The sequence below is a fragment of the Oscillatoria sp. FACHB-1406 genome (assembly GCF_014698145.1).
Classification (GTDB): Bacteria; Cyanobacteriota; Cyanobacteriia; order Cyanobacteriales; family Spirulinaceae; genus FACHB-1406.
On record NZ_JACJSM010000033.1, the window covers coordinates 20,490 to 42,685 of the forward strand.

25 protein-coding genes are annotated in these 22,196 nt (G+C 48.0%); 12 read left to right on the forward strand and 13 right to left on the reverse strand.

All coding sequences use genetic code 11. The features are described from left to right. The first annotated feature begins 50 nt into the window (after positions 1-50). Complete coding sequence (locus tag H6G50_RS22415; protein WP_242032950.1) at positions 51-785, forward strand: glycosyltransferase; 735 nt, start codon at positions 51-53, stop codon at positions 783-785. A 9-nt stretch (positions 786-794) separates the two neighbouring features. Beyond that, complete coding sequence (locus H6G50_RS22420; RefSeq protein WP_190721541.1) at positions 795-1,811, forward strand: STELLO glycosyltransferase family protein; 1,017 nt, start codon at positions 795-797, stop codon at positions 1,809-1,811. Between the two features lie 61 nt (positions 1,812-1,872). Here H6G50_RS22420 and H6G50_RS22425 read toward each other — a convergent pair whose 3' ends face one another. Genes H6G50_RS22425 through H6G50_RS22435 form a run of 3 tightly spaced genes read right to left on the reverse strand, consistent with a single transcriptional unit; the run spans position 1,873 to position 3,521 of the window. After that, positions 1,873-2,382: a hypothetical protein gene (locus H6G50_RS22425; RefSeq protein ID WP_190721543.1), complete on the reverse strand. Its 510-nt coding sequence runs from the start codon at positions 2,380-2,382 to the stop codon at positions 1,873-1,875. Between the two features lie 25 nt (positions 2,383-2,407). Further along, positions 2,408-3,250, reverse strand: a complete 843-nt coding sequence (locus tag H6G50_RS22430) for an A24 family peptidase (protein ID WP_190721544.1) — start codon at positions 3,248-3,250, stop codon at positions 2,408-2,410. 7 nt (positions 3,251-3,257) lie between these two features. Continuing rightward, positions 3,258-3,521, reverse strand: coding sequence for a hypothetical protein (locus tag H6G50_RS22435; protein WP_347239983.1), 264 nt, complete (start codon positions 3,519-3,521; stop codon positions 3,258-3,260). A 50-nt stretch (positions 3,522-3,571) separates the two neighbouring features. On the opposite strand from H6G50_RS22435, the gene H6G50_RS22440 reads away from it, so the two are divergent. The 4 genes from H6G50_RS22440 to H6G50_RS22455 all read left to right on the forward strand — a co-directional run bounded on the left by H6G50_RS22440 (position 3,572) and on the right by H6G50_RS22455 (position 5,971). After that, positions 3,572-4,078: a J domain-containing protein gene (locus tag H6G50_RS22440; RefSeq protein ID WP_347239984.1), complete on the forward strand. Its 507-nt coding sequence runs from the start codon at positions 3,572-3,574 to the stop codon at positions 4,076-4,078. 27 nt (positions 4,079-4,105) lie between these two features. Next, positions 4,106-4,378: a DUF3143 domain-containing protein gene (locus tag H6G50_RS22445; RefSeq protein ID WP_190721547.1), complete on the forward strand. Its 273-nt coding sequence runs from the start codon at positions 4,106-4,108 to the stop codon at positions 4,376-4,378. 167 nt (positions 4,379-4,545) lie between these two features. After that, positions 4,546-5,529: a GAF domain-containing protein gene (locus H6G50_RS22450; RefSeq protein WP_190721549.1), complete on the forward strand. Its 984-nt coding sequence runs from the start codon at positions 4,546-4,548 to the stop codon at positions 5,527-5,529. Between the two features lie 19 nt (positions 5,530-5,548). After that, positions 5,549-5,971, forward strand: a complete 423-nt coding sequence (locus H6G50_RS22455) for a peptide chain release factor 1 (RefSeq protein ID WP_190721551.1) — start codon at positions 5,549-5,551, stop codon at positions 5,969-5,971. A 253-nt stretch (positions 5,972-6,224) separates the two neighbouring features. Here the strand turns inward: H6G50_RS22455 and alr are convergent, their stop codons facing one another. The 4 genes from alr to H6G50_RS22475 all read right to left on the reverse strand — a co-directional run bounded on the left by alr (position 6,225) and on the right by H6G50_RS22475 (position 9,789). Continuing rightward, positions 6,225-7,418 carry an alanine racemase gene (gene alr / locus H6G50_RS22460; RefSeq protein WP_190721553.1) on the reverse strand — a complete coding sequence of 398 codons (1,194 nt, stop codon included), beginning with the start codon at positions 7,416-7,418 and terminating at the stop codon, positions 6,225-6,227. Positions 7,419-7,640: 222 nt separating this feature from the next. After that, positions 7,641-8,408 (reverse strand): glycerol acyltransferase, encoded by a 768-nt coding sequence (locus H6G50_RS22465; RefSeq protein WP_190721600.1) that lies wholly within the window; start codon positions 8,406-8,408, stop codon positions 7,641-7,643. A gap of 183 nt (positions 8,409-8,591) precedes the next feature. After that, entirely contained in the window at positions 8,592-9,281 is a 690-nt protein-coding gene (locus tag H6G50_RS22470; RefSeq protein WP_190721555.1) for an SOS response-associated peptidase, read from the reverse strand. A gap of 190 nt (positions 9,282-9,471) precedes the next feature. Continuing rightward, positions 9,472-9,789 carry a hypothetical protein gene (locus H6G50_RS22475; RefSeq protein WP_190721556.1) on the reverse strand — a complete coding sequence of 106 codons (318 nt, stop codon included), beginning with the start codon at positions 9,787-9,789 and terminating at the stop codon, positions 9,472-9,474. Between the two features lie 261 nt (positions 9,790-10,050). Here H6G50_RS22475 and H6G50_RS22480 point away from each other — a divergent pair, with 261 nt between their 5' ends. Further along, positions 10,051-10,323, forward strand: coding sequence for a GlsB/YeaQ/YmgE family stress response membrane protein (locus H6G50_RS22480; RefSeq protein ID WP_347239985.1), 273 nt, complete (start codon positions 10,051-10,053; stop codon positions 10,321-10,323). Between the two features lie 123 nt (positions 10,324-10,446). Continuing rightward, on the forward strand, positions 10,447-12,351 hold the full coding sequence (locus H6G50_RS22485; RefSeq protein WP_190721560.1) for a S9 family peptidase: 1,905 nt from the start codon (positions 10,447-10,449) through the stop codon (positions 12,349-12,351). Positions 12,352-12,612: 261 nt separating this feature from the next. Here the strand turns inward: H6G50_RS22485 and H6G50_RS22490 are convergent, their stop codons facing one another. After that, the gene (locus H6G50_RS22490) at positions 12,613-13,107 is read right to left on the reverse strand and encodes a YbjN domain-containing protein (protein ID WP_190721562.1); all 495 of its coding nucleotides are present in this window, start codon (positions 13,105-13,107) and stop codon (positions 12,613-12,615) included. 70 nt (positions 13,108-13,177) lie between these two features. Then, positions 13,178-14,146, reverse strand: a complete 969-nt coding sequence (locus H6G50_RS22495) for a DMT family transporter (protein ID WP_190721564.1) — start codon at positions 14,144-14,146, stop codon at positions 13,178-13,180. A 253-nt stretch (positions 14,147-14,399) separates the two neighbouring features. Here H6G50_RS22495 and H6G50_RS22500 point away from each other — a divergent pair, with 253 nt between their 5' ends. Then, complete coding sequence (locus tag H6G50_RS22500; protein WP_190721566.1) at positions 14,400-15,170, forward strand: Uma2 family endonuclease; 771 nt, start codon at positions 14,400-14,402, stop codon at positions 15,168-15,170. A 24-nt stretch (positions 15,171-15,194) separates the two neighbouring features. Here the strand turns inward: H6G50_RS22500 and recQ are convergent, their stop codons facing one another. After that, positions 15,195-17,342 carry a DNA helicase RecQ gene (recQ, locus tag H6G50_RS22505; RefSeq protein WP_190721567.1) on the reverse strand — a complete coding sequence of 716 codons (2,148 nt, stop codon included), beginning with the start codon at positions 17,340-17,342 and terminating at the stop codon, positions 15,195-15,197. Positions 17,343-17,683: 341 nt separating this feature from the next. Here recQ and H6G50_RS22510 point away from each other — a divergent pair, with 341 nt between their 5' ends. Next, on the forward strand, positions 17,684-17,968 hold the full coding sequence (locus tag H6G50_RS22510) for a DUF427 domain-containing protein (protein WP_190721569.1): 285 nt from the start codon (positions 17,684-17,686) through the stop codon (positions 17,966-17,968). Positions 17,969-18,188: 220 nt separating this feature from the next. Here H6G50_RS22510 and H6G50_RS22515 read toward each other — a convergent pair whose 3' ends face one another. Beyond that, positions 18,189-18,359, reverse strand: a complete 171-nt coding sequence (locus H6G50_RS22515; protein WP_190721571.1) for a hypothetical protein — start codon at positions 18,357-18,359, stop codon at positions 18,189-18,191. 182 nt (positions 18,360-18,541) lie between these two features. On the opposite strand from H6G50_RS22515, the gene H6G50_RS22520 reads away from it, so the two are divergent. Together H6G50_RS22520 and H6G50_RS22525 are read left to right on the forward strand one after the other, a co-directional pair. After that, positions 18,542-19,009 (forward strand): hypothetical protein, encoded by a 468-nt coding sequence (locus H6G50_RS22520; RefSeq protein ID WP_190721573.1) that lies wholly within the window; start codon positions 18,542-18,544, stop codon positions 19,007-19,009. A 69-nt stretch (positions 19,010-19,078) separates the two neighbouring features. Beyond that, positions 19,079-20,188, forward strand: a complete 1,110-nt coding sequence (locus H6G50_RS22525) for an S-(hydroxymethyl)glutathione dehydrogenase/class III alcohol dehydrogenase (RefSeq protein WP_190721575.1) — start codon at positions 19,079-19,081, stop codon at positions 20,186-20,188. 166 nt (positions 20,189-20,354) lie between these two features. On the opposite strand, the gene H6G50_RS22530 is transcribed toward H6G50_RS22525, so the two are convergent. Together H6G50_RS22530 and H6G50_RS22535 are read right to left on the reverse strand one after the other, a co-directional pair. Further along, entirely contained in the window at positions 20,355-20,957 is a 603-nt protein-coding gene (locus tag H6G50_RS22530; protein ID WP_190721577.1) for a Uma2 family endonuclease, read from the reverse strand. Positions 20,958-21,409: 452 nt separating this feature from the next. After that, complete coding sequence (locus H6G50_RS22535; RefSeq protein WP_190721602.1) at positions 21,410-22,144, reverse strand: DUF1995 family protein; 735 nt, start codon at positions 22,142-22,144, stop codon at positions 21,410-21,412. Positions 22,145-22,196 lie beyond the last annotated feature (52 nt).

A 22,196-nucleotide genomic window follows, 5' to 3' on the forward strand; every position in this document is an offset into this window, starting at 1 on the left:
TCAAAGTCCGAGATCGTCTTCGCGATCGAGAATTGAATCTACAGCACTTCATGAAATCAATTTCTGTATCTACCATTGATTTAGGGATTGTTTGCCCGATGGCAAACGAAGAATTTGCCGCTGAGTCGTTCGTTCGGGAGGTCTTGCAACAGTGTACGGGCTTCCGCTCGGTGCGTTTATTTGCAGTTTTAGACCGAGTTAGTCGAGATAATACTCTCAATATTCTTAAGGATCTCGCGCTGGAGCTTCCCGAACTTCAGGTCATTTTTGCCCCGGAAAATCGCTGCGTTGTCGATGCTTATGTTAGAGGATACAAAGAGGCGCTGGCTGCCGGTTGCGATTGGATTTTAGAAATTGATGCGGGATACAGCCATCAACCGAGCGATATTCCTCAATTTTTTCATATCATGTCGCAAGGGTATGATTGTGTCTTTGGCAGTCGTTTTTGTAAAGGCGGGAGGATGACGGGTGGGGTAAAACGTTATTTAGTGAGTTATGGTGGAACTGCGCTAACTAATCTTTTGCTCGGTACGAAGCTTAAGGATATGACGAGTGGTTTCGAGCTATTTAACTGTTTTACTTTAAATTCTATCCTCGATCGCGGGATCCGCTCGCGGGGACATTTCTTTCAAACAGAAATAAAATTTTACTGTCGCAACTTCAATCTTGCAGAAGTTCCCATTAATTATAAAGTCGATGGAAATAGCGTTAATTCTACCGCGATTCAAGATGCTTTAAAAAATTTGTGGCGGTTGTTTGTGTTGCGGATACGGGGAAAAGCTTAAAGCGCTATCATGAACGAAGTTAAAGTTGCTGTTGTCATTACGTCGATTTCTGCTCCCAATCCAGTTTTATGTAAGATCGCGGAAGGAAGTCAACAGAAAGATTGGGATTTTATTGTGATTGGCGATGTGGCAAGTCCTAAAGATTTTGCCTTGGAGGGGTGCGATTTTTATGGGATAGAGCGGCAGCATGAAACGCCTTTTAAGTTTGCTCGCTTGTGTCCGGAAAAGCATTACGCGCGCAAGAACATTGGTTATCTGCTCGCTCGGCAAGGGGGAGCAGATATGATTATTGAAACTGACGATGATAATATTCCTTACGAGAGTTTTTGGCAACAGCGCGATCGCGTTCAAACCGTTCCAACCTTCGCCGACGAGAGATGGGTAAACGCCTATCGATACTTTAGCGATGAGAATATTTGGCCGAGGGGTTTCCCGTTAAACTTAATCCATGATTCGCTTCCGTCTTGGTCGTCGCTTCCGGTTGCTTCCGTCGATTGTCCGATTCAACAAGGTTTAGCGAATGAAAACCCCGATGTCGATGCGCTCTATCGCCTGATTTTACCGCTGCCGCAGTCTTTTTACAGCGATCGCCGTTTAGCATTACAAGCGGGGGCGTGGTGTCCCTTTAATAGTCAAAATACGACGTGGTGGCCGGAAGTTTATCCGCTGATGTATTTGCCTGCTTACTGTTCTTTTCGGATGACCGATATTTGGCGGAGTTTTATCGCGCAACGGATTCTGTGGACGGCAGATTGGGGAGTGTTATTTCACGAACCTACGGTTTATCAGGAGCGAAACGATCACGATCTGATGAAGGATTTTCAAGAGGAAATTCCAGGATATTTACAAAATCATAGGATTTGCGAAGCTTTAGCGGGTTTAAATTTACGTTCTGGGGCTGAGAATGTAGCAGATAATTTAAGAATTTGTTACGAAAAGCTCGTTAGCTTATCTATTTTTCCCCAGCAAGAATTAGATTTAGTGGAAGCGTGGTTAAGCGATCTGGCATTGTTGAATGAATCGTGAAACAACTGGAGAGTTGAAGAAGGGCGCTTTCACCCGATAAGACTTAATCGCGACAATGTTTTTAGTCGAGCGTTTCCGAGTAGTAATAGGATACATATTTTCCTTGTTTCGCGATCGCATCAAACATTAGGTCAATTTTTCGTCCCTGGCGATGCGTTGTGTGGTAGACCTCAAAAACTTCTCGATATTCCCAACAGTTATACCATCTCTGGGTGACTTCATCGAACTTAAAGCCATTTTCTCGATAGTCTTGATGGTGTTCTCCGGCTAACTCGGTTCTGTTAAAAGATTTGGGTTGATGCTGAAGCCAATATCCTAATGTCCAACAACAGAGCCACTTACAGCGACTAAATCGTTTAAACGTGCGATTGCAAGCAGTCGTATAACCATCGCTGCGACGAACTTCTTCGTAAGAACCACTCATCCATAAGGGTTGAGCTTGGTAGAGAAACATTCCTTTTTGACGCTGGGGATTTAAACGTAACTCTAGCGGATAAGTTTCTGTTTGGTGCGGTTCGGTTGGCAGATTAATAATGAGAATATTGAGTTCGTTGTTTTGTGACTCCTTCATAAACAAAACGAATTACACAAGAGCGCTATTGCATCGATAAGGGGAAGAATAGCTGTAAATAACTCGAAAGGATTTTTTCACCCCAAAACACCGTTAGGATGGCTCCTAGGGCTAAAAACGGGCCGAAGGGAATCGCTTTTTTGCGGCTGAGGAGGGAAAGTGCGATCGCGCCGCCGCCGACTAACGCCCCTAACAAACAGGCTAAAAAACCAGCCACAAGGAGGTATTTCCACCCCAACCACGCCCCCATCATCGCAGCTAACTTCGCATCTCCTGCCCCCATCGCTGTTTTCCTAAAAATCAGGGAACCGAGCAGACTAATACTATCAAAGAGCCAAATTCCTACGACTGTCCCTAATATGCCTCCCATCAACTGTTGGGCGACTAAACTGGCGGTTAGGGGTTGCAGTGGGGTTCCCAATACGCCAACCAAGGCGGCGAAAATCGTACCGACGACTAACCCCGATTGGGTAAGGGGATTGGGGAGTGTCAGGGTGTCGAGATCGATGAAGGAGAGGGCGAGCAACCAACTGAGAAAAGCCCAATAACTCAAAGTTTGCCAGCTATAGCCAAAGTACCAGAAAGTGGCGACATATAAGAAGCCCGCGATCGCTTCGACGAGGGGATAGCGCACCGAAATCGGCGCTTTGCACTGCAAGCACTTGCCGCGCAACCACATCCAGCCCAAAATCGGGACGTTTTCTCCCTTTCCCAAGCGATGCAAACAGTGAGGACAGCGCGACGGCGGATACAAAATCGACAATCCCGCCGGAAGGCGATAAACCACGACATTAATAAAGCTGCCAATGGAAGCGCCGAGGGCAAAAACAAGGACAGTTGTTACGCTCCACAGGAAAGTTTCTACCATTTTGAATTTACTTTGCTCCCGGTTCGATTTGGTTGAAGGGAATAAAGCACTCTCTGGGTAAAAGAATGGGTTTGCGACCAAAAATGAGTTTGCCGCGATAGCTGTGGCGGTGAATCGCTACGCCAATGGGCAAATCCTGTCGTTCTGGATGGACAGAATAGTAGGTTAAGTAAATGGAGCGAGCCGCTAGAATGAGGCTGGGATCGATAAAACCCGGTTGGACGGTGGGATAGACCGGACTTGGATAGAATTGCTCTGTAAAGTAAACCACAGGCGCTACAATAACGATCTTATACAGTGTCGCGAAAGGATCGGCAATCAGTGAGCGAGTATCGCCCGCCGCTTCGCGGATCCCAAGGGGATCGCACTCAATTTACCAGTCGCCAACTTCCAGCGCAAACACGGCTGGTCAACAATTACTATGCCTTATTAGGGGTGCATCCGGCGGCATCCGATACAGAAATTCGGCGCGCTTACCGGGAGTTGAGCAAGCGCTATCATCCGGATACGACGGAGTTAGCGCCCGCGATCGCAACGGCTAAGTTCCAGCAGCTTAACCAAGCTTACGCCACCCTGATCGACCCCCAAAAGCGATTCCTGTACGATAATAAAATTGGCTACGCTCGGTTCTCCGCTAATAATGCTGGCGTTCGGAGCAACGATCCGGTAGAGGCGGGTTATGAGTCCAATTCAGCCTATCTCGATCCGAGCGATCGCCCGCTTTCGTCTGGAGAAATTTTTGCGTTATTTATTCTCGGTTTGACGTTAGTTGGTTGTGCTTTGTTAGTTGTCGTCGTCGCGATCGCGCGGGGGGAACTGACCTTTTAACCTTATTCAAATTCCTTTAAAATCTCAATGGTTCTTCCCAGTCCCGATACGCCCCTATACAACCATCCCTTGCCCGAAATCGAAAGCTGGCTCGAGAAAATGGGTTGCGAACAAGATCGATCGCGCCTGCATTGTTGGCAAGTCGAACGAGACTTGTGGAAAGCCGAAGTCTGTTTGGAAGTTGAAGAGTTGTCCGTGCGCTATATCAATGCGGGAGGGGGAACGAAAGATATCAAGCGATCGTTTAAATATTCCTTAAGTCGGCAGGATATTGAAGCCGCCGTATTTTCTGGCCCTTGATACAAGCCGTTGAACGACGGCCACCCTTAGAACAATTGTACGATCGCGTCGGGATGCGCCGATGATATCCCCTTCAAAATCCTGTAACGCTCTCTACTGAAACCATTTTTAACTTTTAATTGAAAGGGAACTGCGTTCGGTACCTTTGAAGGAGATCTCCTCAATTTATGCGCGATCGCGACTCATCCCCAGAAAGACTCCTCGCTGAACTCAAGTATCTACGCAGCGAGGTTGCGTACCTGCGCACCATTAAAGTGGCCTTCGACGCGCAAAACGAGTTAGTTCGCTCGATCTCCTCAATGGGACAAGCAGCAACCGGTCATTTAATGCTGCGGGCGCTTGTGCTTCAAGCAGCACATATTGCTAGCAAAATCGCACAAGCCGAAGAATGCAGCCTCTTAATGCTGGGCGCAAACGGCGCGATTGAAGAAAGCATTCTCGCGCGCGGGGCAACGATCCGGGAAAATAAAAAGTACATTATGAATGAAGTCTTGGCCGAAGGGTTAGCGGGGTGGGTGGCGCGCACTCGCCAAGTCGCGCTGATCCCCGACGCAACCAAAGACGATCGCTGGCTGACACTCCCCGATCAACCCTACACCGCCCGTTCTGTTCTCTGTCTGCCGATTATCAGGGGGCGCGCTGTTATCGGTATTCTCACCCTCACCCACTCAGAACCCAATAAATTCAGCCAGCATATGGCTCGAATCGTGCAAACCTGTACCGCACAAATGGCTTTGGTTTTGGATAACGCTCGACTTTACATGAAAAGCGATCGCGAGTCTCAGCCCCCCCCTCAGCCTTTACCGAACCCGAGTCGCGATTCTTACACGCTCTCGCAACTCGGTTTTTATATCATCGACAATCGCGGCAAATTTCTTTATTCTAATCCTAGATTAGCTGAGATTTTTGGTTACTCTTCGACACAATTTGTTGCTCTCGAATCAATTTTAGTTTTAATTTCGTCGGACGATCGCCAAGTGATGACAGACAGATTTACCCAGTGTTTTAGCGCGCCGACTCCCCAGGCTCACCTAAGTTGCCAATTTCAAGGACAGCAAAAAGGAGGAACGACAATCGGTGTAGAAATCAATGCTTCGAGGGCGCGTTTTTACGGAAAATTTACTTTAATTGGCGCGCTTCGCGCTCTTTAAACTTAACCTCAAAACAACAATGAGCGATCCTTTACGCAGTTTTAAACAACAGCCTTGGTTGCCCTTAATTAAAGTTGCTGGTCTGGCAACTTTGATAACGCTTCTAGTTGAGGGAAGCTTGAGTTTAGCGGCGACTTATTCGGAGGTTGCCGCTCGCGCGCTCTCCCTACTTTTATCCAACTTGTTAGGAACAATTATTTTATTGTTGGCGAGCGTGGGTGTAGGGGCTTTGGGCGTATATTGCTGCGAGCAATTCCAGAACGAAGTTCGTCTCAACCAAGGGAGTTTGTGGGCGTTGACTTTATGTTTAATCGTTGGAATCGGATTGAAATCTTTAATTCCTGTCGCGCCAGTTTTAGTGCAGCTTGATTCAACCTCCCTGATGGGAATTGTGGTGGGAGTCTTTTGGAAAGGTCGCCCTTATTGGCGGCGTTTTTGGTAATGGATAATGGATAATGGATAATAGATAATGGATAATGGAATGCTTAATCTCAGTTTGAGATGAATGGGTGTGATGTAACGAAAAAAGACGAGGCATTAACAGAGCAATTAACGGCTCCGAACGTTATCCATTGTCCATTATCAATTATTATCGACGTTATCCATTGTCCATTATCAATTATTATCGACGTTATCCATTGTCCATTGTCCATTATCAATTATTATCGACGTTATCCATTGTCCATTATCAATTGTCAATTATTATCGACGGTAATTCGCGGCAAACGATGTTTGAAACCGCAGAGGATTTCCCAAGAAATCGTACCGAGTGCGTCCGCCCAGTCGTCGGCAGAGATTGAGGTTGCGCCGTCTTTGCCGATGAGCGTGACGACTTCGCCCGCTTGCAAGTCGGGAATGCTGCTAACATCGAGCATCAGTTGATCCATTGTAATCGCGCCGATTTGAGGGACTTTTCGCCCTCGGATCGAGACTTGGAGGCGGTTGGAGAGGTTGCGGGGAACGCCGTCTGCGTAACCGATGCCCACAACTGCGATCGCCATCTCCTTCGGCGCAATATATTTGTAACCGTAGCTGACTCCGGTTCCGGCAGTGATGGTTTTAACTTGGGTGACGCGCGCCTTAACCTGCATGACGGGTTGGAGATCGAGGATCGATTGTAGGTGCGGGGCGGGATAGAGTCCGTAGAGGGCGAGTCCGGCGCGGGCGAAGTCGTAGTGCAAGCTGCGATCGCAAAGGGTTGCCGCTGAGTTGGCGATGTGCAAGCGCGGTAGGGGTATGCCTTCGGCTTGCAGTTGCGCGATCGCGCTTTGGAAGCGTTGGTGTTGCAAATCCATGATGGCGCGATCGGGATCGTCGGCCGTTGCAAAGTGCGAATACAGGCTTGCAAGCTGCAAATGGGGCAGTTTGCGGACGGATTTAACCCAAGGGGTGGCTCGTTCCCAGGACGTTCCCAAGCGCGACATTCCCGTATCGATTTTGAGGTGGACGGGCAGGGTTTTTCCCAGTTGCGCGAGTTGTTCGGAAAATAATTGGGCTTGTTGGGGATTGCAAAGGGTGGGTTGCAGTTGCCAGTGCGCGATCGCTTCGACTTCTCCCGGCGTATTGCTCGCGCCTAGGAGTAAGATCGGTGCGGTAATTCCCGCTTCTCGCAGTTGAATGCCTTCTTGTAGCGTCGCCACCGCCAGCCAAGTCGCACCCGCCCCCAACACGGTTTCAGCAACCGCGATCGCGCCGTGGCCGTAAGCATCTGCTTTTACCACCGCCATCAGTTCGGTACGCGGCGATAGCCATTGTTTTAATTGCCGGACGTTATGAACTAAGGCCGCGCGATCGATTTCAACCCAAGCGCGCTGACAAACCGTACTCGACAAGCGAAAACCTCGATCCGCACCCGTCTCCGAGCGCGGAGTCGTTTCTCGACTCAACATAACCATTTCCTCCTACACACCACACACTAAAGGGACAAGCCCCGAGCTTGGCAACAAGTTAACAGAATTTTTGGCAATTGAGAAGGAGGACGCTTGGGAGGAAGTGAGGAAATAATTCGTAATTCGTAATTCGTAATTCGTAATTACGGACAAAATTAATAATTAATTCATTTTGAAGTCTTAGTTACGAATTGGAGCGAAGCGACTTGACGCGGGCAATGTTTAATCCAGCGGGTGCAAAGCGACAATCTCATCTAAATCTTTTTGCATCCGCTCGACAACTTGTTCGTAACACGCATCGACATAATCGCGATCGCTCGCCGCCGCCCGTCCGTAGCGCTCGAAGACAATCGGCGCGCAAACTCGAGTATGGATGCGAACCGGAAGCGGGAAATTGGGCAGGGGGCCGATTCCGACAATCCACGGCAAACCTAAATAAATGGGAAACACTTCCGGGTCAATGTTTAACAACCAAGGTAATCCCCATTGATGCAATTGTTGCATCTGTTCGTAGCAATCGCCGAGAATGTAGAGCGTATCGTGCGCGCCCGTAGAAATCATCGGTACAATCGGCGCTTCTTCGCGCAGGGCAAGTTTGATAAAGCCTTTGCGCCCTGCGAAGTGGATTTGGTTGCGTTGGGAGTGGGGGCGGAAGAGATCTTGCGCGCCGCCGGGATATACGGCAACGGCTGCATTAGCGCGCAGTGCCGCGATCGCCATTTTGGGATGGGCTTGCAGCGCTCCCCAGCGAGCGACTTCAGAGGCAGGCCAAGAGTACGCTTTCCAGGCTTTTGGGTGCATCAATCCATACAACGGGCGTTCCGCGCCGAAGTGCCGGAACCAGTCGTACATAAACATATACATATCGGGCGATGCAATGCCGCCGTTGTGAGAACCGACAACGAGCATTCTGCGTTCTGAGGAAACGTAGTCCCAACCTTCTGTCGTGACGCGGAAATAATGGCGATAGAACCATTCGAGGAGGGGCATCCAAGATTTAATGGCGGCGGGGTCGCGATCGTCGAGCGACCAACCCGTAAGGGGAAGTGGGGCGGGACTAGGAGGCGTTAGCCCTGAGTTATAACGACTTTCTTGCAAAACCAAAGTGGGAAGAAACAAAAGAACTAATTCACAATGGAGTATAAATCATTTTCATCACGGTTTTTTCCGCTCTCAGCTAGCCGAGCGTTCTCCCTCCAGCCGTTCGAGACAATCGGCGCGATCGTAGCGAGGATTGTTAACTTTCGCGCTGACGGGATAAGCGCTCATGGCTTCGGCTTGGTAGGGAATCAGCAAAGATTTTAACGGCTCCGGCTCGCTAATGCTAGTATCGAGCCAAAAATCCCAATCTTTAGGGTTTAAAATAACCGGCATTCGAGCATGGAGCGGTTGCATTGTTTCGTTGGCTTCCGTCGTTAGGATCGTGCAGGATTCGATACTCTCTCCCGTCGTATCTTTCCAGGTTTCCCACAATCCCGCAAATGCAAACGGCTCGCCATTTTCAACTTGGATATAAAAGGGTTGTTTTTTGGCTTCTCGCGCTTGCCACTCATAGAACCCATCGGCAACAATCAGACAGCGGCGACGGCGAAAGGCGCTGCGAAATGAAGGTTTCTCGGCGACGGTTTCCGATCGCGCGTTGATGAGTTTGGATGCAATTCGGGTATCTTTTGCCCAACTGGGAATTAAACCCCAGTGAAAAGATTTAAAGCTTCGTTCTGTTGTCCCTTCGGAATGGATAACGGCGCTAACAGTTTGGGTGGGCGCAATGTTGTAGCGGGGGGCTTGTTGGGGGATATCGGCGAGTTGAAAGGTACGGGCTAAACTTTCGGCGGAATGGGTTTGGGTGAATCTTCCACACATAGCAGGAACTCCCGTTGCTTTGACGATAAAGGGCTGAATTAAGAAGTGGCAAGCTTTCTGCCTTCTTTTATCCTTTATAGTACATTAGAATTAATCAACTGCGACTTTTCTAACAGGCAATCGCCCCTCACTCCTAGAGAGTTAGGGGCAATGATTGCTAATCGGGAATCGAGCGTGCTGTTAACTTGAACTAAATTACGCCAGGGCCTTTTCCGCCTTCTTCGTTAACTTCTTTTAACTCTTGGGCGCGTTCTGCTTCGCGGGCTGCCTCTACTGCGGCTGCATCCCCCGGAGTTTCGTAATACATTTCGGGTTCAACTGCATAGTTATTGGCTAAACCTTCTCGATCGACGGTATATCCTCCCGTCGTATCGATGCTTCCTTCTTTCTCGGGCAGTTCTTTAAAATCTTCACCTTCGCGTTCCATGCGGGCTGCGGTTTCAGCAGGAACGATACCGCGATCGTATCCATCATCGGGCTTGTTGGTTTCGCTTTTCAGTTCGCTCATGGGTTTGACTCCTCGATCGCTTCGATCGTTTGTTAAGGTTTAATTCTGTATTCTATTGCCCTATCGTACCGGGATAAGCTGCGATCGCACCATCTGCCGATCTGAAGATTTCTACCTAGAAGGTACGGGCAATATTTCTCTCTTAGGAGAGAAGATGTTTTTCTCTTCACCGTACTAATATTTGGGTATGAAAGCCAAACAGACTACAGCAATTTAAGCTGACCCGTTTGAGCATTATACAATTAAAGGAGAAAAGTAATGATTAATATTATTGCATGGTTAGTTTTAGGATTATTAGCTGGTGCGATCGCTAAGGCGATTTATCCCGGATCGCAAGGCGGCGGAATTATTGCAACGATTGGCTTAGGAATTTTGGGAGCAATGCTCGGAGGGTTTCTCGGACAAAGTTTGGGATTCGGTGGGGCAGGAGCAGCCTCAGCAGGCGCACTCAGTATACCGGCAGTGTTTTTCGCTGTACTTGGTGCAATTCTCTTAATCTTTATCTGGGGTCTTGTTACTCGTCGCGCGGTTTAGAGAAGATGCCGGGACGCTTCTACCTTAAGGTTTTTAAATCTCGATTGGTGGGAGCTAGCAGTTCGCTAGCTCCAAATTTTTTTAGGGGAATTTTGCGCTATAATCTGGAGAAAATTTACATTCATGACTTCAAAAAATGTAGCGCCGTTTGGTTCCTGGAAATCCCCGATTACCTCCGAAATCATCGTTTCTGGAATGATAGGTTTGGGAGGAATTGCCTTAGATGGTAACGATCTTTATTGGTTAGAAGGACGACCTTCAGAGGGTGGGCGCAACGTCTTAGTGAAGAAAACGTCGGAAGGAAAAAGTAGCGACATTACGCCGCAACCTTTTAATGTGAGGACGCGCGTTCATGAATACGGCGGGGGTTCGTTTTTAATCGCGGGGGGAACGATTTATTTTTCTAACTTTGCCGACCAACGCCTTTATAAACAAAAGCCGGGAGGGGAACCAGAACCTTTAACGCCAGAAGGTAAAATGCGTTATGCCGATGCAATTTTGGATTCCGATCGAAATCGTTTAATTTGCGTTATCGAAGACCACAGCAACGTTGAAATCGAACCGGAAAACGCGATCGTATCGATTAGCTTGGAATCAGGGGAAATAACGATTTTAGTTTCTGGAAGTGACTTTTATAGTTCGCCGCGATTGAGTCCGGACGGAAAGCAACTCGCTTGGATCGATTGGAACCATCCCGATATGCCGTGGGATCGGACAAAATTGTGGGTGGCTGAGATTGATGCAGAGGGAAAACTTGCGCAAGGGACTTGCGTTGCGGGGAATGGGGAAGAATCGATTTGTGCGCCCTTGTGGTCGCCGAATGGGGTATTGTATTTTGTAAGCGATCGCAACAACTGGTGGAATCTCTATCGCCTCAATCCAGAGACAGGCGCGATCGAATGTTTGCACGAAATGGAAGCAGAATTTGGCTATCCCCATTGGGTATTTGGCGTGCAGCCCTATCGCTTTCAATCCGAAGAAACGATCCTTTGTACTTACGATCGCGGTGGCAGCGAACAGCTAGCAACTCTCAACACAAAAACCAAAGAACTTACGCCGATTTCCACTTCCTTTACCAGTATTTCTTCCTTAAAGGTTTGGGAGAACGTACTTTATTTTATCGGCAGTTCGCCAACAGCAACCGCGCAGTTAGTACGATTCGATTTAGAAACCGGAGAGCAAAACGTTATCGCGCGATCGAGCAACTTAGAAATCGATCCAGAATACTTATCTGCGCCCGAAGAAATTGAATTTCCAACCGAGGGGGGAAAGACGGCTTATGCGTGGTTTTATCCGCCCAAAAATAAAGATTACGAAGCGCCAGCAGGCGAATTACCGCCCTTATTAGTACGCAGTCACGGCGGGCCGACTGCGGCGGCTTCTGCTACTTTAAACTTGCGCTATCAGTATTGGACGAGTCGCGGTTTTGCTGTGGTGGATGTCAACTATGGCGGCAGTACGGGTTATGGGCGGGAGTATCGCCAGCGTTTGAATGGCCAGTGGGGAATTGTCGATGTTGATGACTGTGCGAACGCAGCGAAATATTTAGCAGATGCGGGAAAAGTCGATCGCGAAAAATTAGCGATCGCGGGCGGTAGTGCGGGCGGTTATACGACTCTGGCTGCATTAACCTTCCGCAATGTTTTCAAAGCGGGAGCGAGTTACTATGGAGTCAGCGATCTCGAAGCGTTAGCAAAAGATACGCATAAATTTGAGTCTCGCTATTTGGATGGTTTAGTGGGGAAATATCCCGAAGAACGGGAAATTTACATCGCGCGATCGCCGATTCATGCTTGCGATCGCCTTTCTTGTCCGGTTATCTTTTTCCAAGGACTCGAAGATAAAATCGTACCGCCTAACCAAGCGGAAATGATGGTTGAGATGCTCGAGCAAAAGGGAATTCCGGTGTCTTACGTTCCCTTTGAAGGCGAACAGCACGGTTTTCGCCGTGCTGAGAATATCAAACGCGCTCTCGATGAAGAATTTCACTTCTACTCTAGCGTGTTTGGGTATACACCTCATTGGTAATTTGTAATTCGTAATTCGTAATTCGTAATTGATTACTCATTACTCATCATTCACGCCTAATGTGAATTAGAAGCCAGAAAGATCGTCGATATTACTGTTCTTTCTCCCCTCGCATTTTCCCCCTTTAGTAAGGGGGGTTAGGGGGGATCGTGAGAGGGGCTAGGGATGAGGGAAATCAAGACTGTTGGAATGCGTACATCAGACGCGATTCATCATTGATAATTTCCCCCTCATTATTCATCATTCATTATTCATTTAAGATTATTGCCCGAACTCCGCTTTCAATGATTCATTGTATTCGTCGGCAATACTGCAAACGAGCGTAATTGCGCGGGAGACTTCTTGGGGCGATAAATCCGCGATCGCGCGCTGACAGGAAATGACGATTTGCTGATTGTAAATCCCAAAAGACGTTTCAAACGTTCCCGACCAATTCATCTCCATCAGTTTGCGGAACAGGGCATCTTCGTTCTTCGCCGGTAAAGGTAATACCGCCGCCCAAACAGTAAAGATATCTTCATCGCTCTCTCCCGTCATTTGGATAAAGACTTCAACCGAGCCATACTGAAACTTCCACAAAAAACCCTCTTCGCTTTGAGCAACCATCGCGGTTCCTTCAGCATCCAAGCTCGAGATGGCAGTTTCAATAATTTCGCGACTGCTGGTTTGTTGCTCGATGAGTTCGTCGGATATCGCTTCAGCTTCCGCATCGCTCGTCGTGGGAAGAGTTTCAGTTTCGGTTTCTGGGCTTGTCATAATGTCGTTACCTCAAATTTAGCTTCACGGTGGTTTATTCAGTATCCCTTTTTAAGGCGATTGTTGCCAGTCAGTCTAAGGAGTGCTGGACGACGGAAGATTGAGTTGCCGATTCGCTCGATTTAGCGATGTAAATCCCGCTCAAAACCACCGCAAACGCGATCGCATCTCGAAAATTCAAACTCTCGCCAAAGATAATCCAAGCCAGTAGCGCGCTGCATAACGGTTCGAGCAATAAAAATAAGCAGACGAAACTGGCGGAAAATCGCTCCAAACTCGCCGCTAACAATCGCTGTCCCATCCCTTCGCAAATCAAACCGAGACAGATAACCGCAAACCACCCCGAAGGCGTGGAGGGAAAAAGCGGTTCTTTCGTGAGAAGAATGAGGGGTAATAATAGGGTTGCACCGATCGCGCACCGACAGAGTAACAGAGAAGTGGCATCGAAGCGATCGCGCAATTGTTCGATGATTAAGAAATAGGCAGCCAGAAAGACTGCTGAGAGTAACGCCCAGCCGTCGCCGACTAAACTGCTATCCTCAACCTGAAAATCTTCGATTCCCACCGCGATCGCCCCGATTAAGGCGATAATCGTTCCGATAATAAACTGGCGATCGAAGCGCTGACGAAAAAAGAGCCAGCCCCCAAAGCTCGCGAAAATCGGGGTAAGATTATTCAGTAAAACAGAGTTAGCAACGCTGGTTTGCGTCAGCGATAGCGCCCACAGCACTAAGGAAAGCGTCGCGATAACGCCCATTGATAGCAGCAGAATCCAGTGGCGGCGAGTGAGAGGTTCTGAAGGCGTTTGCTCGTCTTTGGGGCGGCGTAAAATCGCGATCGCCCTTCCGATTCCAAAGACGGATAAAAAGATAAAGAAACGATTAAAAACGGTGGCATTAAACCCAATATCTGCTTCGCTAAAGCGGATAAAAATGGCAGCGAAGGAGACAGCTATTAAAGCAATGAATAAAGAAATAAAAGCGAGGGTATTAGGCTTGAGAGCGCTGGGCGATTGGGCGATTTCTTGGGGAGCAGTCATGCAGGGAAAATCGAGAAGGGGGATTTTTAGGGCAGCATAAATATTGTAAAGTCTTACTGTACTCTCTTAATTCACATCAAGCGCAATTTCTTAACGCCAATAGAAGAACAATTAGAACAAATTCGAGTTACAGCGGGATACGATTAATTAATTATTGATGGCATAGAAGCCTAGCGCGATCGCTCGCTCCCCCTAAATACCCAGTTCTATAATGAAAGCGATACCCTTCCGCCCCTGTCAGAGGTTCGCCAAAATGTATCAACCCGACTCCCCCGCATCGCCGCCGAAAAACTTGCCGACGATGTACGATTTACCCAGTGAAAACCCAGAGGAACCCGGATTGCCCGATACTTTCCACATCTATCAACCGCGCCTGCTTGATGACACCTTCTGTCCCCCGGATTATCCGATAGAGCGCATCTTTACCGGCAGCGATGTCAACCTCTACTACAATCCCGAACAGACGCTATGGTACAAGCGCCCGGATTGGTACGCCGTGCTGGATGTTCCTCGCCTCTACGCAGAGCGGGATTTACGTTTGAGTTATGTGGTGTGGGATGAAAAAGTCAGTCCTTTTATCGTTATTGAGTTGCTCTCGCCCGGAACGGAAAAAGAGGATTTAGGGCGCACCTTGCGAGATGCGAAAGCACCGCCGACAAAGTGGGAAGTTTACGAACAGATTTTAAAGATTCCCTATTATGCAATTTTCGATCGCTACAGCCAAAAATTTCAAGCGTTTAAGCTCGAAGAAGGCAGCTATCGAGCAATAGAAATGGGAGAAAGCGAACGGTTTTGGTTGCCAGAAATTAAGCTCGGATTGGGAGTTTGGCAAGGAGAATACGACGGAATCGAACATCGTTGGTTGCGCTGGTACGATGGGGAAGGATGGGTGCTAACGCCTGTGGAACGGGAGCGTCAGCGGGCAGAACACGAGCGCCAGCGGGCGGAAAACGAGCGCCAACGGGCAGATCGCTTAATAGCTCGGTTAAGAGCGTTAGGAATCGATCCGGAGGGAGAGGAGTAGGTAAGATGCGATCGCAAATTTAATTTAATGCGATCGCGTTCTACGCCACCAAGCCCGAACCAAACGAATATCGTTAAAACTATACCCCTCACCGAGGTATTCCCGCAACGGCGTAAGCGAAACATCGCCGAGTTTTTCAATCGCGCTAACAATCGGTTGATGCAATTTTGGATTCACGAGGCGATCGATCTCTACCGGTTGATTCATTTCAATCAGTTCGCTGAAATGGTTGACAATCGTACTCGCTTGTACATTCCGCGCCCGCGCGATCGCGTCGATATCCAACCCTTGTTGATAATATTGCAACGTCACCATTTGCGTAGAAGTCGGTAAAGGTGTCGGAAGTTTTTGTTCTTGAACGAAAGCGCGAATTTCCGAGACGAAGCGATCGCCGTAACGCTCCAGTTTATACTCCGTTACGCCGGAAAGACGACCAAAAGCTTCTAAATTTGTGGGCTTGTCTCGCGCGAAAACTTTCAGCGTCGAATCGGCAAAAATAATGTAAGGAGCGATCGATTGTTCGTCAGCCATCTGTTTGCGTAACTGGCGCAAGCGATCGAGCAACATTTCCGATTCAATTTCTCGCGGCGCACTGTTCGGCAAGCGTTTATCTTTTTGAGAGAGAACTGGAATTTCTACTCGTCTCTGATTGCGAAAAACCTCCCAACTGCGTTTATTTAACTTTAGAATGGGGAAGCCATCCGTCGTTTCATTCATCAAGCCCTGATTCAACAGCGATCGCGCCAAATTCTTCCACTCTTCAACCGTCTTATCTTTCCCAATCCCATAAGTAGAAAGTAAATGATGGCCGTACTGTTCTACTTTTTTTGCGCGCGAACCTCGCAGCACGTCGATGATATGTTTCATCCCAAATCGTTCGCCGCACCGCGCCACGCAAGACAGAAATTTTTGCGCTTCAATCGTCCAATCTTCCATCGGTTTGGGATCGCAACAATTATCGCACTGGCTGCAATTCCCCTTGAACTTTTCCCCAAAATAACTTAGAATAATCGTGCGGCGGCATTCCGTTCCTTCTGCATAATCGACCGTTTTATTGAGTTGTTGTTGGGCGATTCGTTGTTCGTTAGGATCGGACTTTTTATCGATAAAATATTTAACGGCATAAATATCGGAAGGGCTATAAAAGAGAATACATTTTGCCGGTTCGCTATCCCGTCCCGCTCGCCCCGATTCTTGGTAGTATTGCTCTAAAGTTTGGGGTAAGTCGTAGTGAATCACAAAACGGACATCGGGCTTATTAATTCCCATCCCAAATGCGACGGTTGCCACCATAATGGGTACGTCGTCGCGGATAAATCGATTTTGATTGGTGGTGCGGGAAAATTCTTCCATCCCAGCGTGATAAGGTAGGGCATTAATACCATCTCTTTGTAAATTGAAAACTAATTCATTAACATTGCTACGACTCAGACAGTAAATAATTCCGGAACCTTGCAGCGATTGTAACTTTTTTAGCAGTTGACTGTATTTATGCTTCTGTTTGGGAATAACTTCGTAGTAGAGATTGGGACGATTGAAACTAGCCAGATGAACGAGCGGTTGGCGCAGGTTTAATTGACTGATAATATCCTGTTGAACGCGCTCGGTAGCAGTCGCGGTGAGCGCGAGAATTGGAATATCGGGGTAGCGTTCGCGCAGCACTTTCAATTGACGATATTCGGGGCGAAAATCGTGTCCCCAATTTGAGACGCAGTGCGCTTCATCTACTGCTAATCCAGAAATTCCGATGCGGGAGCGAACTTGTTCGAGAAAAGCGAGAAACTTCTCAGTGAGGAGGCGTTCTGGGGCGACATAAAGCAGTTTAATTTTACCCCCCAGAATATCCCGGGCGCGATCGCGCGCTTCATCCGGACTCAAGCTACTATTAATAAAAGTTGCCCCAATGCCATTTTCCAGCAAGCTATCCACTTGATCTTGCATGAGGGCAATTAAGGGCGAAACAACCAACATTAAACCCGGTTTTAAGAGTGCGGGGAGTTGGAAGCAAAGCGATTTACCGCCACCTGTGGGCATAATGGCTAATAAATCGCGGTTTTGCAGGGCATTTTCAACAATTTTGCGCTGTCCGGGACGAAAGCTGTCATGACCGAAGAAGGATTTAAGGTAAACTTCGAGTTCGGATAAGTCGGCTAAAGTAGATATGGGGTTCATCTTGTCTTCTTGTTCCGTTCCTCGCTCCGAAAGTGGGTAGTTGCTATGGAAACCGCGATCCATTTTTTAGTATAAAAGGTACAAGCTCACCGAGCCAGTTACAAGTTCTTAAATGATTGGGGTTAGGGGTGCAGCGACTTACGTCCGCTCGGTGTATTTCCTCCGATCGAGAACCGCGATAATACTGAGATAATAGGGTAACTTCGATGGAGATTCTTTTCACGGTCATCGCACCTTAAAATTAGCATAGAACATTTTTACCAGTTTGTCTAAAAAACTATTTTTCGTTACTTTGCGGGATAATAAAAGTGAATCTTTATCTGCTGGAAATTGGAATTCTTATGCCAAAAGCAATTTGGAACGGTACAGTTATTGCCCAAAGCGATCGCACGGAAGTTGTGGAAGGCAATCATTATTTTCCCCCCGATGCCATTCACTCCGAATATTTTAAGGAAAGTAGCACGCATACAACTTGCCCTTGGAAGGGAGTTGCTAGTTACTATACGGTAGTCGTAGACGGGCAAGAAAATAAAGATGCAGCCTGGTACTATCCCGAAGCAAAGGAAAAAGCGAAAAATATTCAAGGCTATGTTGCGTTTTGGCGCGGTGTAAAAGTTGAGTCCTGACAAATTGACGAAATAATTCGTAATTCGTAATTCGTAATTAATGGACACAGACATTGGGTAGCCCACCAGCCAGGACTTTGGTGCTTTTAGAAACGTACCTTGACGTTTTAAGTAGTGCTATAACGCTGAGAAACGCGAAGGCAATTTCTTAGAACCTCGGTAGGGACGTTATATATAACGTCCCTACCGAGCTAGGAAATGTCTAAAATTTTAATTTTTATTAGTCATCGAAACACCAAGCGATAAAGATGGCGACTAAAAACCAAAATAGCAAACGAAAGTTGCCGCTGATGTCAAGAATCCAATGGAAGGGAATACCCACAATCGCGCCAGTATAGAACCAATTTGTCCCACAAAATAAAAGCAGACCCAACAAAATAATTAAAGGCATACCTATAGTCCTAAAGCATTTCGGACGCTATCAATGTGTCAGCTTGTCCACTGTCCCCCCCTCGACAAAGCGCACCGTCCGAATCTCTACAATGAATGTAAAACGGGATGTGCCAGTCAAGCTTCTGGAGATAGAGAAAGGGCCGGACGGCTTCCCAATTCGGGTTCGAGGAGCCAAAAGTAATGTTTAAACTTAAGCGTAGCCCTTTAATTATTTTAATTGCATCTGTTGCGATCGCGCCCGTCGCCGTATTGGCTGCTAACTTCGATTCGTTAACGATTAAAACGGGCTTCCGGCAATCGACAGTTAACGGGTTTACTGGCGGATCTTACTCTTTTTCCGAGCAATTTAGCAGCCGCGATCGCAACGGCAAACAATGCTTGGGTTTTGGCGATACCAACCCCGACCATATTTTAACGCTCCAAAACGACTTCCCCAAACTCAACCTGCAAGTCAGCAGCGGCGGAAACGATACCACCCTCGTCATGCAAGGACCGAACGACGAAACGCTACGCTGCGGCGACGATAGCGACAGAAGTCGCGACGCGAGCATTAAAGATGTCAATGTGCCAGCGGGAACCTATAAAATCTGGGTGGGTTCCGTCCAACCTGGACAGCGCTGGAACTATCGCCTCTCTGTCTCGGAATAATCGAGCAAATTGGGGAAAAAACCGCGATACAATGAAGCTTAAACCGAGCATTGCAGCAACCAAAAATTCATGGACGTAAAAGCCGCCGTCGCCTGGGAAGCCGGACAACCCCTCAGCATCGAAACCGTACAACTCGAAGGCCCAAAAGCGGGCGAAGTTCTCGTCGAAATTAAAGCGACAGGCGTGTGTCACACCGATGCTTACACCCTCTCCGGAACCGACCCAGAAGGCTTATTTCCCGCTATTTTAGGGCATGAAGGTGCGGGAGTGGTTGTCGAAGTCGGCGCGGGCGTAAGCAGCCTTAAAGCGGGCGATCGCGTCATTCCCTTGTATACTCCAGAATGCCGACAATGCAAATTCTGTCTCAGCCGCAAAACCAATCTCTGTCAAGCCATTCGCGCCACTCAAGGCAAAGGTTTAATGCCCGATGGCACTTCTCGCTTTTCTAGCAACGGTAAACCCATCTATCACTACATGGGAACCTCCACCTTTGCCAACTATACCGTTTTACCCGAAATTGCCCTGGCTAAAATTCGCGAAGATGCCCCTTTTGATGCAGTTTGTTACATTGGTTGCGGCGTAACAACGGGCATCGGTGCGGTTATTTTTACCGCTAAAGTTGAAGCCGGGGCGAATGTCGTTGTATTTGGGTTGGGGGGCATTGGTTTAAACGTCATTCAAGGCGCAAAAATGGTCGGCGCGGATAAAATAATCGGCATCGATTTGAACCCCGAAAAACGCGAAATTGCTGAAAAATTTGGCATGACGCACTTCATTAATCCTCGCGAAATTGAAGGCGATTTAGTCGCGCATATCATCGAACTCACTGACGGCGGTGCGGACTATAGCTTTGAATGTATCGGCAATGTCAACGTCATGCGACAAGCCCTAGAATGCTGTCATAAAGGTTGGGGCGTTTGTACGATTATTGGCGTAGCGGGAGCGGGGCAAGAAATTAGTACCCGCCCGTTTCAGTTGGTGACGGGTCGCGTTTGGAAAGGCAGCGCATTTGGCGGCGCGAGGGGACGAACGGATGTCCCTAAAATTGTCGATTGGTATATGGAAAACAAGATTAATATTGACGATTTAATCACGCATAAATTGCCATTAGAACGCATCAATGAAGCTTTTGATTTGATGCACAAAGGTGAATCGATTCGCACGGTCATCGAGTTTTAGAAGACTCGAAAAACGCTATATGACCTCCCAGCTATAGCGCTACCTGCCCGGTAATGAGCGGTACTAAAAGCTGAATTAGGGCAGAGCGATACTCTGTCCCTACATCTAAAATTCAGTGCATCAGGACTGGGAATTGGTACATGGTCATAAATGGCTCTGCGTAGCGCTATATTTTGGATTCTATATCGTCCCGAAAAGGATCGCTCCAACTCACACCACGATACAATTCTTCTAGGGACATTTTTACGCCCAGACTCGATAACATCATGTTTTTTTCGTCTTGGTAAGTTTCAATGTCCCATCGCTGCCAGTTCCCTTCTTTGATGCGATGGCGGCGTTCTACTTGTCGGGTATCGCGATCGATTAAAAGATATTCTTCAAGCGAGTTAAGCTGTCGGTAATCTTCAAACTTTGGGCTGCGATCGAATAATTCTGTTGCCGGAGAAACCACTTCCACAATCAGTTTGGGATAACATTTTGTATTGCTGTCTTCAACATCGCGAACATCGACGGTAACGAAAAGATCGGGATAGTAGAGAAATGAGTCGCCGTCGCTAATTCTGGCATCGCCGGTAAAGAGTTGAAATTCGCGCGCTCTTCGCTGGAGATTCGTAGCGATTAAATAGCTCAAATTACTACGAATGCGACGATGGTCGTCGTTTTCTAGTTGGATTGGATAAACCATCCCGCCGCGATATTCATGTCGCCGATGACTGCTGCTTTCTAAAAGTAAGTAATCTTGGATACTGAAACCGGTCGGAATTGCCATTATAGTTACAGAATGTAATGAATGAAATTGAACTATCGATCGCGAAATACTTGAGGTCGGTCAGCGCACCCGAGCCGATCCGTTTAAGTATTGTGACCTTTTAAGTGAGAGAAATTCCTCTGTCAAAGGGCCGACTGTTTAAGCACAACTTGAAGTGAAGCTCGAAGAATTACCAAGCTCTTGCAGTCGGAGTAGTCGGAATCCCACTCCTCCGTTACCCAAAATTTTGGGTTTAAAGCCCCGTTTTTCGACAAAATGGCTCACCTTCGACCCGCTGGAGGGCGGGTCGGGTCAAACTCGAGCCGTTCTCCAAGAATGCTCGCTTGGATACGAAATCAGCGACATTTTGCCCGTGACTGAGGAGTTGACCGGCTCTCTAGCGATCGCTCGATTTATACGTTACGCAGTAGCAAGTTTAGAAGAAATATCGAGTCAAGAACGATCGCAGCAACTTACTGCGTTAAAGCACGGAACATTTGCTGCAAATTGTCGAGAAATCCCTTCTTTTTAACGCCTGCTGCTTCTGTTTCCGCACTGTCCGGCGGTGCTAACAAGCGCTCTAAAGCTTCTCCGACGGGTTTCTGCGATTCTTCGGCTATCAGTTCGTACTCGGCTTCTGCCTTTTCGACCCAAACTTGCCAGGACGAAGGATAGGCGCGCAATACAGCCCCGCCATCAAAAGGTTTGAGGTAGTAGCTCGTTTCTAGGGTACTGAGGAAGCGATCGCGCAACTGACGGGCGGCGTAACCAATCCCGACTGTTGCCACGCTTTCCAACTGCGGAATCAGTAAAACGACAGGGCGATCGCCCGCCAAATTCGCGAGTTTTTCCACTTGCTCCACTTCCACTGAAGAAGGCGCAACGATGAGAAAAATGCGATCCTCATCGGAGATTTTCCCCTCAACCGGCGTTCGAGAAGTCCCGACATCGCCGACTTTAAACGTCGTTTCGCCCCAATCGCGTCGTGCGAGGGCTGCTGCTCCCGTATCGGAAAAGAGGACTTTTAAACCGGAACCGTAGGACTCAAACAGGGGTGTAAATTGCAGGGCGAGCGATTGGGCTTGTAGGGCAATTTCCGGAATGCCCAACTCAACTTGAACGCGCTGACAACCGTCATCAAGGGCGCGCTGGGTGGCTTCTTTTGCCGTCGCGATCGCATCGTCTAATGTTTTAGGAAATTCAGGCATCATTCATTATTCATCATTCATCACCCATTATTCACGATCGCTCCTCCCTCAT

Excerpts from the sequence above, each read along its gene's own strand:
- H6G50_RS22455 (WP_190721551.1), top strand. The coding sequence starts at position 5,549 with ATGAGCGATCCTTTACGCAGTTTTAAACAACAGCCTTGGTTGCCCTTA.
- H6G50_RS22490 (WP_190721562.1), bottom strand. The coding sequence starts at position 13,107 with ATGACAAGCCCAGAAACCGAAACTGAAACTCTTCCCACGACGAGCGAT.
- H6G50_RS22500 (WP_190721566.1), top strand. The coding sequence starts at position 14,400 with ATGTATCAACCCGACTCCCCCGCATCGCCGCCGAAAAACTTGCCGACG.
- H6G50_RS22430 (WP_190721544.1), bottom strand. The coding sequence starts at position 3,250 with ATGGTAGAAACTTTCCTGTGGAGCGTAACAACTGTCCTTGTTTTTGCC.
- H6G50_RS22515 (WP_190721571.1), bottom strand. The coding sequence starts at position 18,359 with ATGCCTTTAATTATTTTGTTGGGTCTGCTTTTATTTTGTGGGACAAAT.
- H6G50_RS22495 (WP_190721564.1), bottom strand. The coding sequence starts at position 14,146 with ATGACTGCTCCCCAAGAAATCGCCCAATCGCCCAGCGCTCTCAAGCCT.
- H6G50_RS22525 (WP_190721575.1), top strand. The coding sequence starts at position 19,079 with ATGGACGTAAAAGCCGCCGTCGCCTGGGAAGCCGGACAACCCCTCAGC.
- H6G50_RS22535 (WP_190721602.1), bottom strand. The coding sequence starts at position 22,144 with ATGCCTGAATTTCCTAAAACATTAGACGATGCGATCGCGACGGCAAAA.
- H6G50_RS22445 (WP_190721547.1), top strand. The coding sequence starts at position 4,106 with ATGGTTCTTCCCAGTCCCGATACGCCCCTATACAACCATCCCTTGCCC.
- H6G50_RS22470 (WP_190721555.1), bottom strand. The coding sequence starts at position 9,281 with ATGTGTGGAAGATTCACCCAAACCCATTCCGCCGAAAGTTTAGCCCGT.
- H6G50_RS22485 (WP_190721560.1), top strand. The coding sequence starts at position 10,447 with ATGACTTCAAAAAATGTAGCGCCGTTTGGTTCCTGGAAATCCCCGATT.
- H6G50_RS22465 (WP_190721600.1), bottom strand. The coding sequence starts at position 8,408 with ATGCCCCTCCTCGAATGGTTCTATCGCCATTATTTCCGCGTCACGACA.
- H6G50_RS22475 (WP_190721556.1), bottom strand. The coding sequence starts at position 9,789 with ATGAGCGAACTGAAAAGCGAAACCAACAAGCCCGATGATGGATACGAT.
- H6G50_RS22510 (WP_190721569.1), top strand. The coding sequence starts at position 17,684 with ATGCCAAAAGCAATTTGGAACGGTACAGTTATTGCCCAAAGCGATCGC.
- H6G50_RS22530 (WP_190721577.1), bottom strand. The coding sequence starts at position 20,957 with ATGGCAATTCCGACCGGTTTCAGTATCCAAGATTACTTACTTTTAGAA.
- recQ (WP_190721567.1), bottom strand. The coding sequence starts at position 17,342 with ATGAACCCCATATCTACTTTAGCCGACTTATCCGAACTCGAAGTTTAC.
- alr (WP_190721553.1), bottom strand. The coding sequence starts at position 7,418 with ATGTTGAGTCGAGAAACGACTCCGCGCTCGGAGACGGGTGCGGATCGA.
- H6G50_RS22420 (WP_190721541.1), top strand. The coding sequence starts at position 795 with ATGAACGAAGTTAAAGTTGCTGTTGTCATTACGTCGATTTCTGCTCCC.
- H6G50_RS22450 (WP_190721549.1), top strand. The coding sequence starts at position 4,546 with ATGCGCGATCGCGACTCATCCCCAGAAAGACTCCTCGCTGAACTCAAG.
- H6G50_RS22520 (WP_190721573.1), top strand. The coding sequence starts at position 18,542 with ATGTTTAAACTTAAGCGTAGCCCTTTAATTATTTTAATTGCATCTGTT.
- H6G50_RS22425 (WP_190721543.1), bottom strand. The coding sequence starts at position 2,382 with ATGAAGGAGTCACAAAACAACGAACTCAATATTCTCATTATTAATCTG.
- H6G50_RS22415 (WP_242032950.1), top strand. The coding sequence starts at position 51 with ATGAAATCAATTTCTGTATCTACCATTGATTTAGGGATTGTTTGCCCG.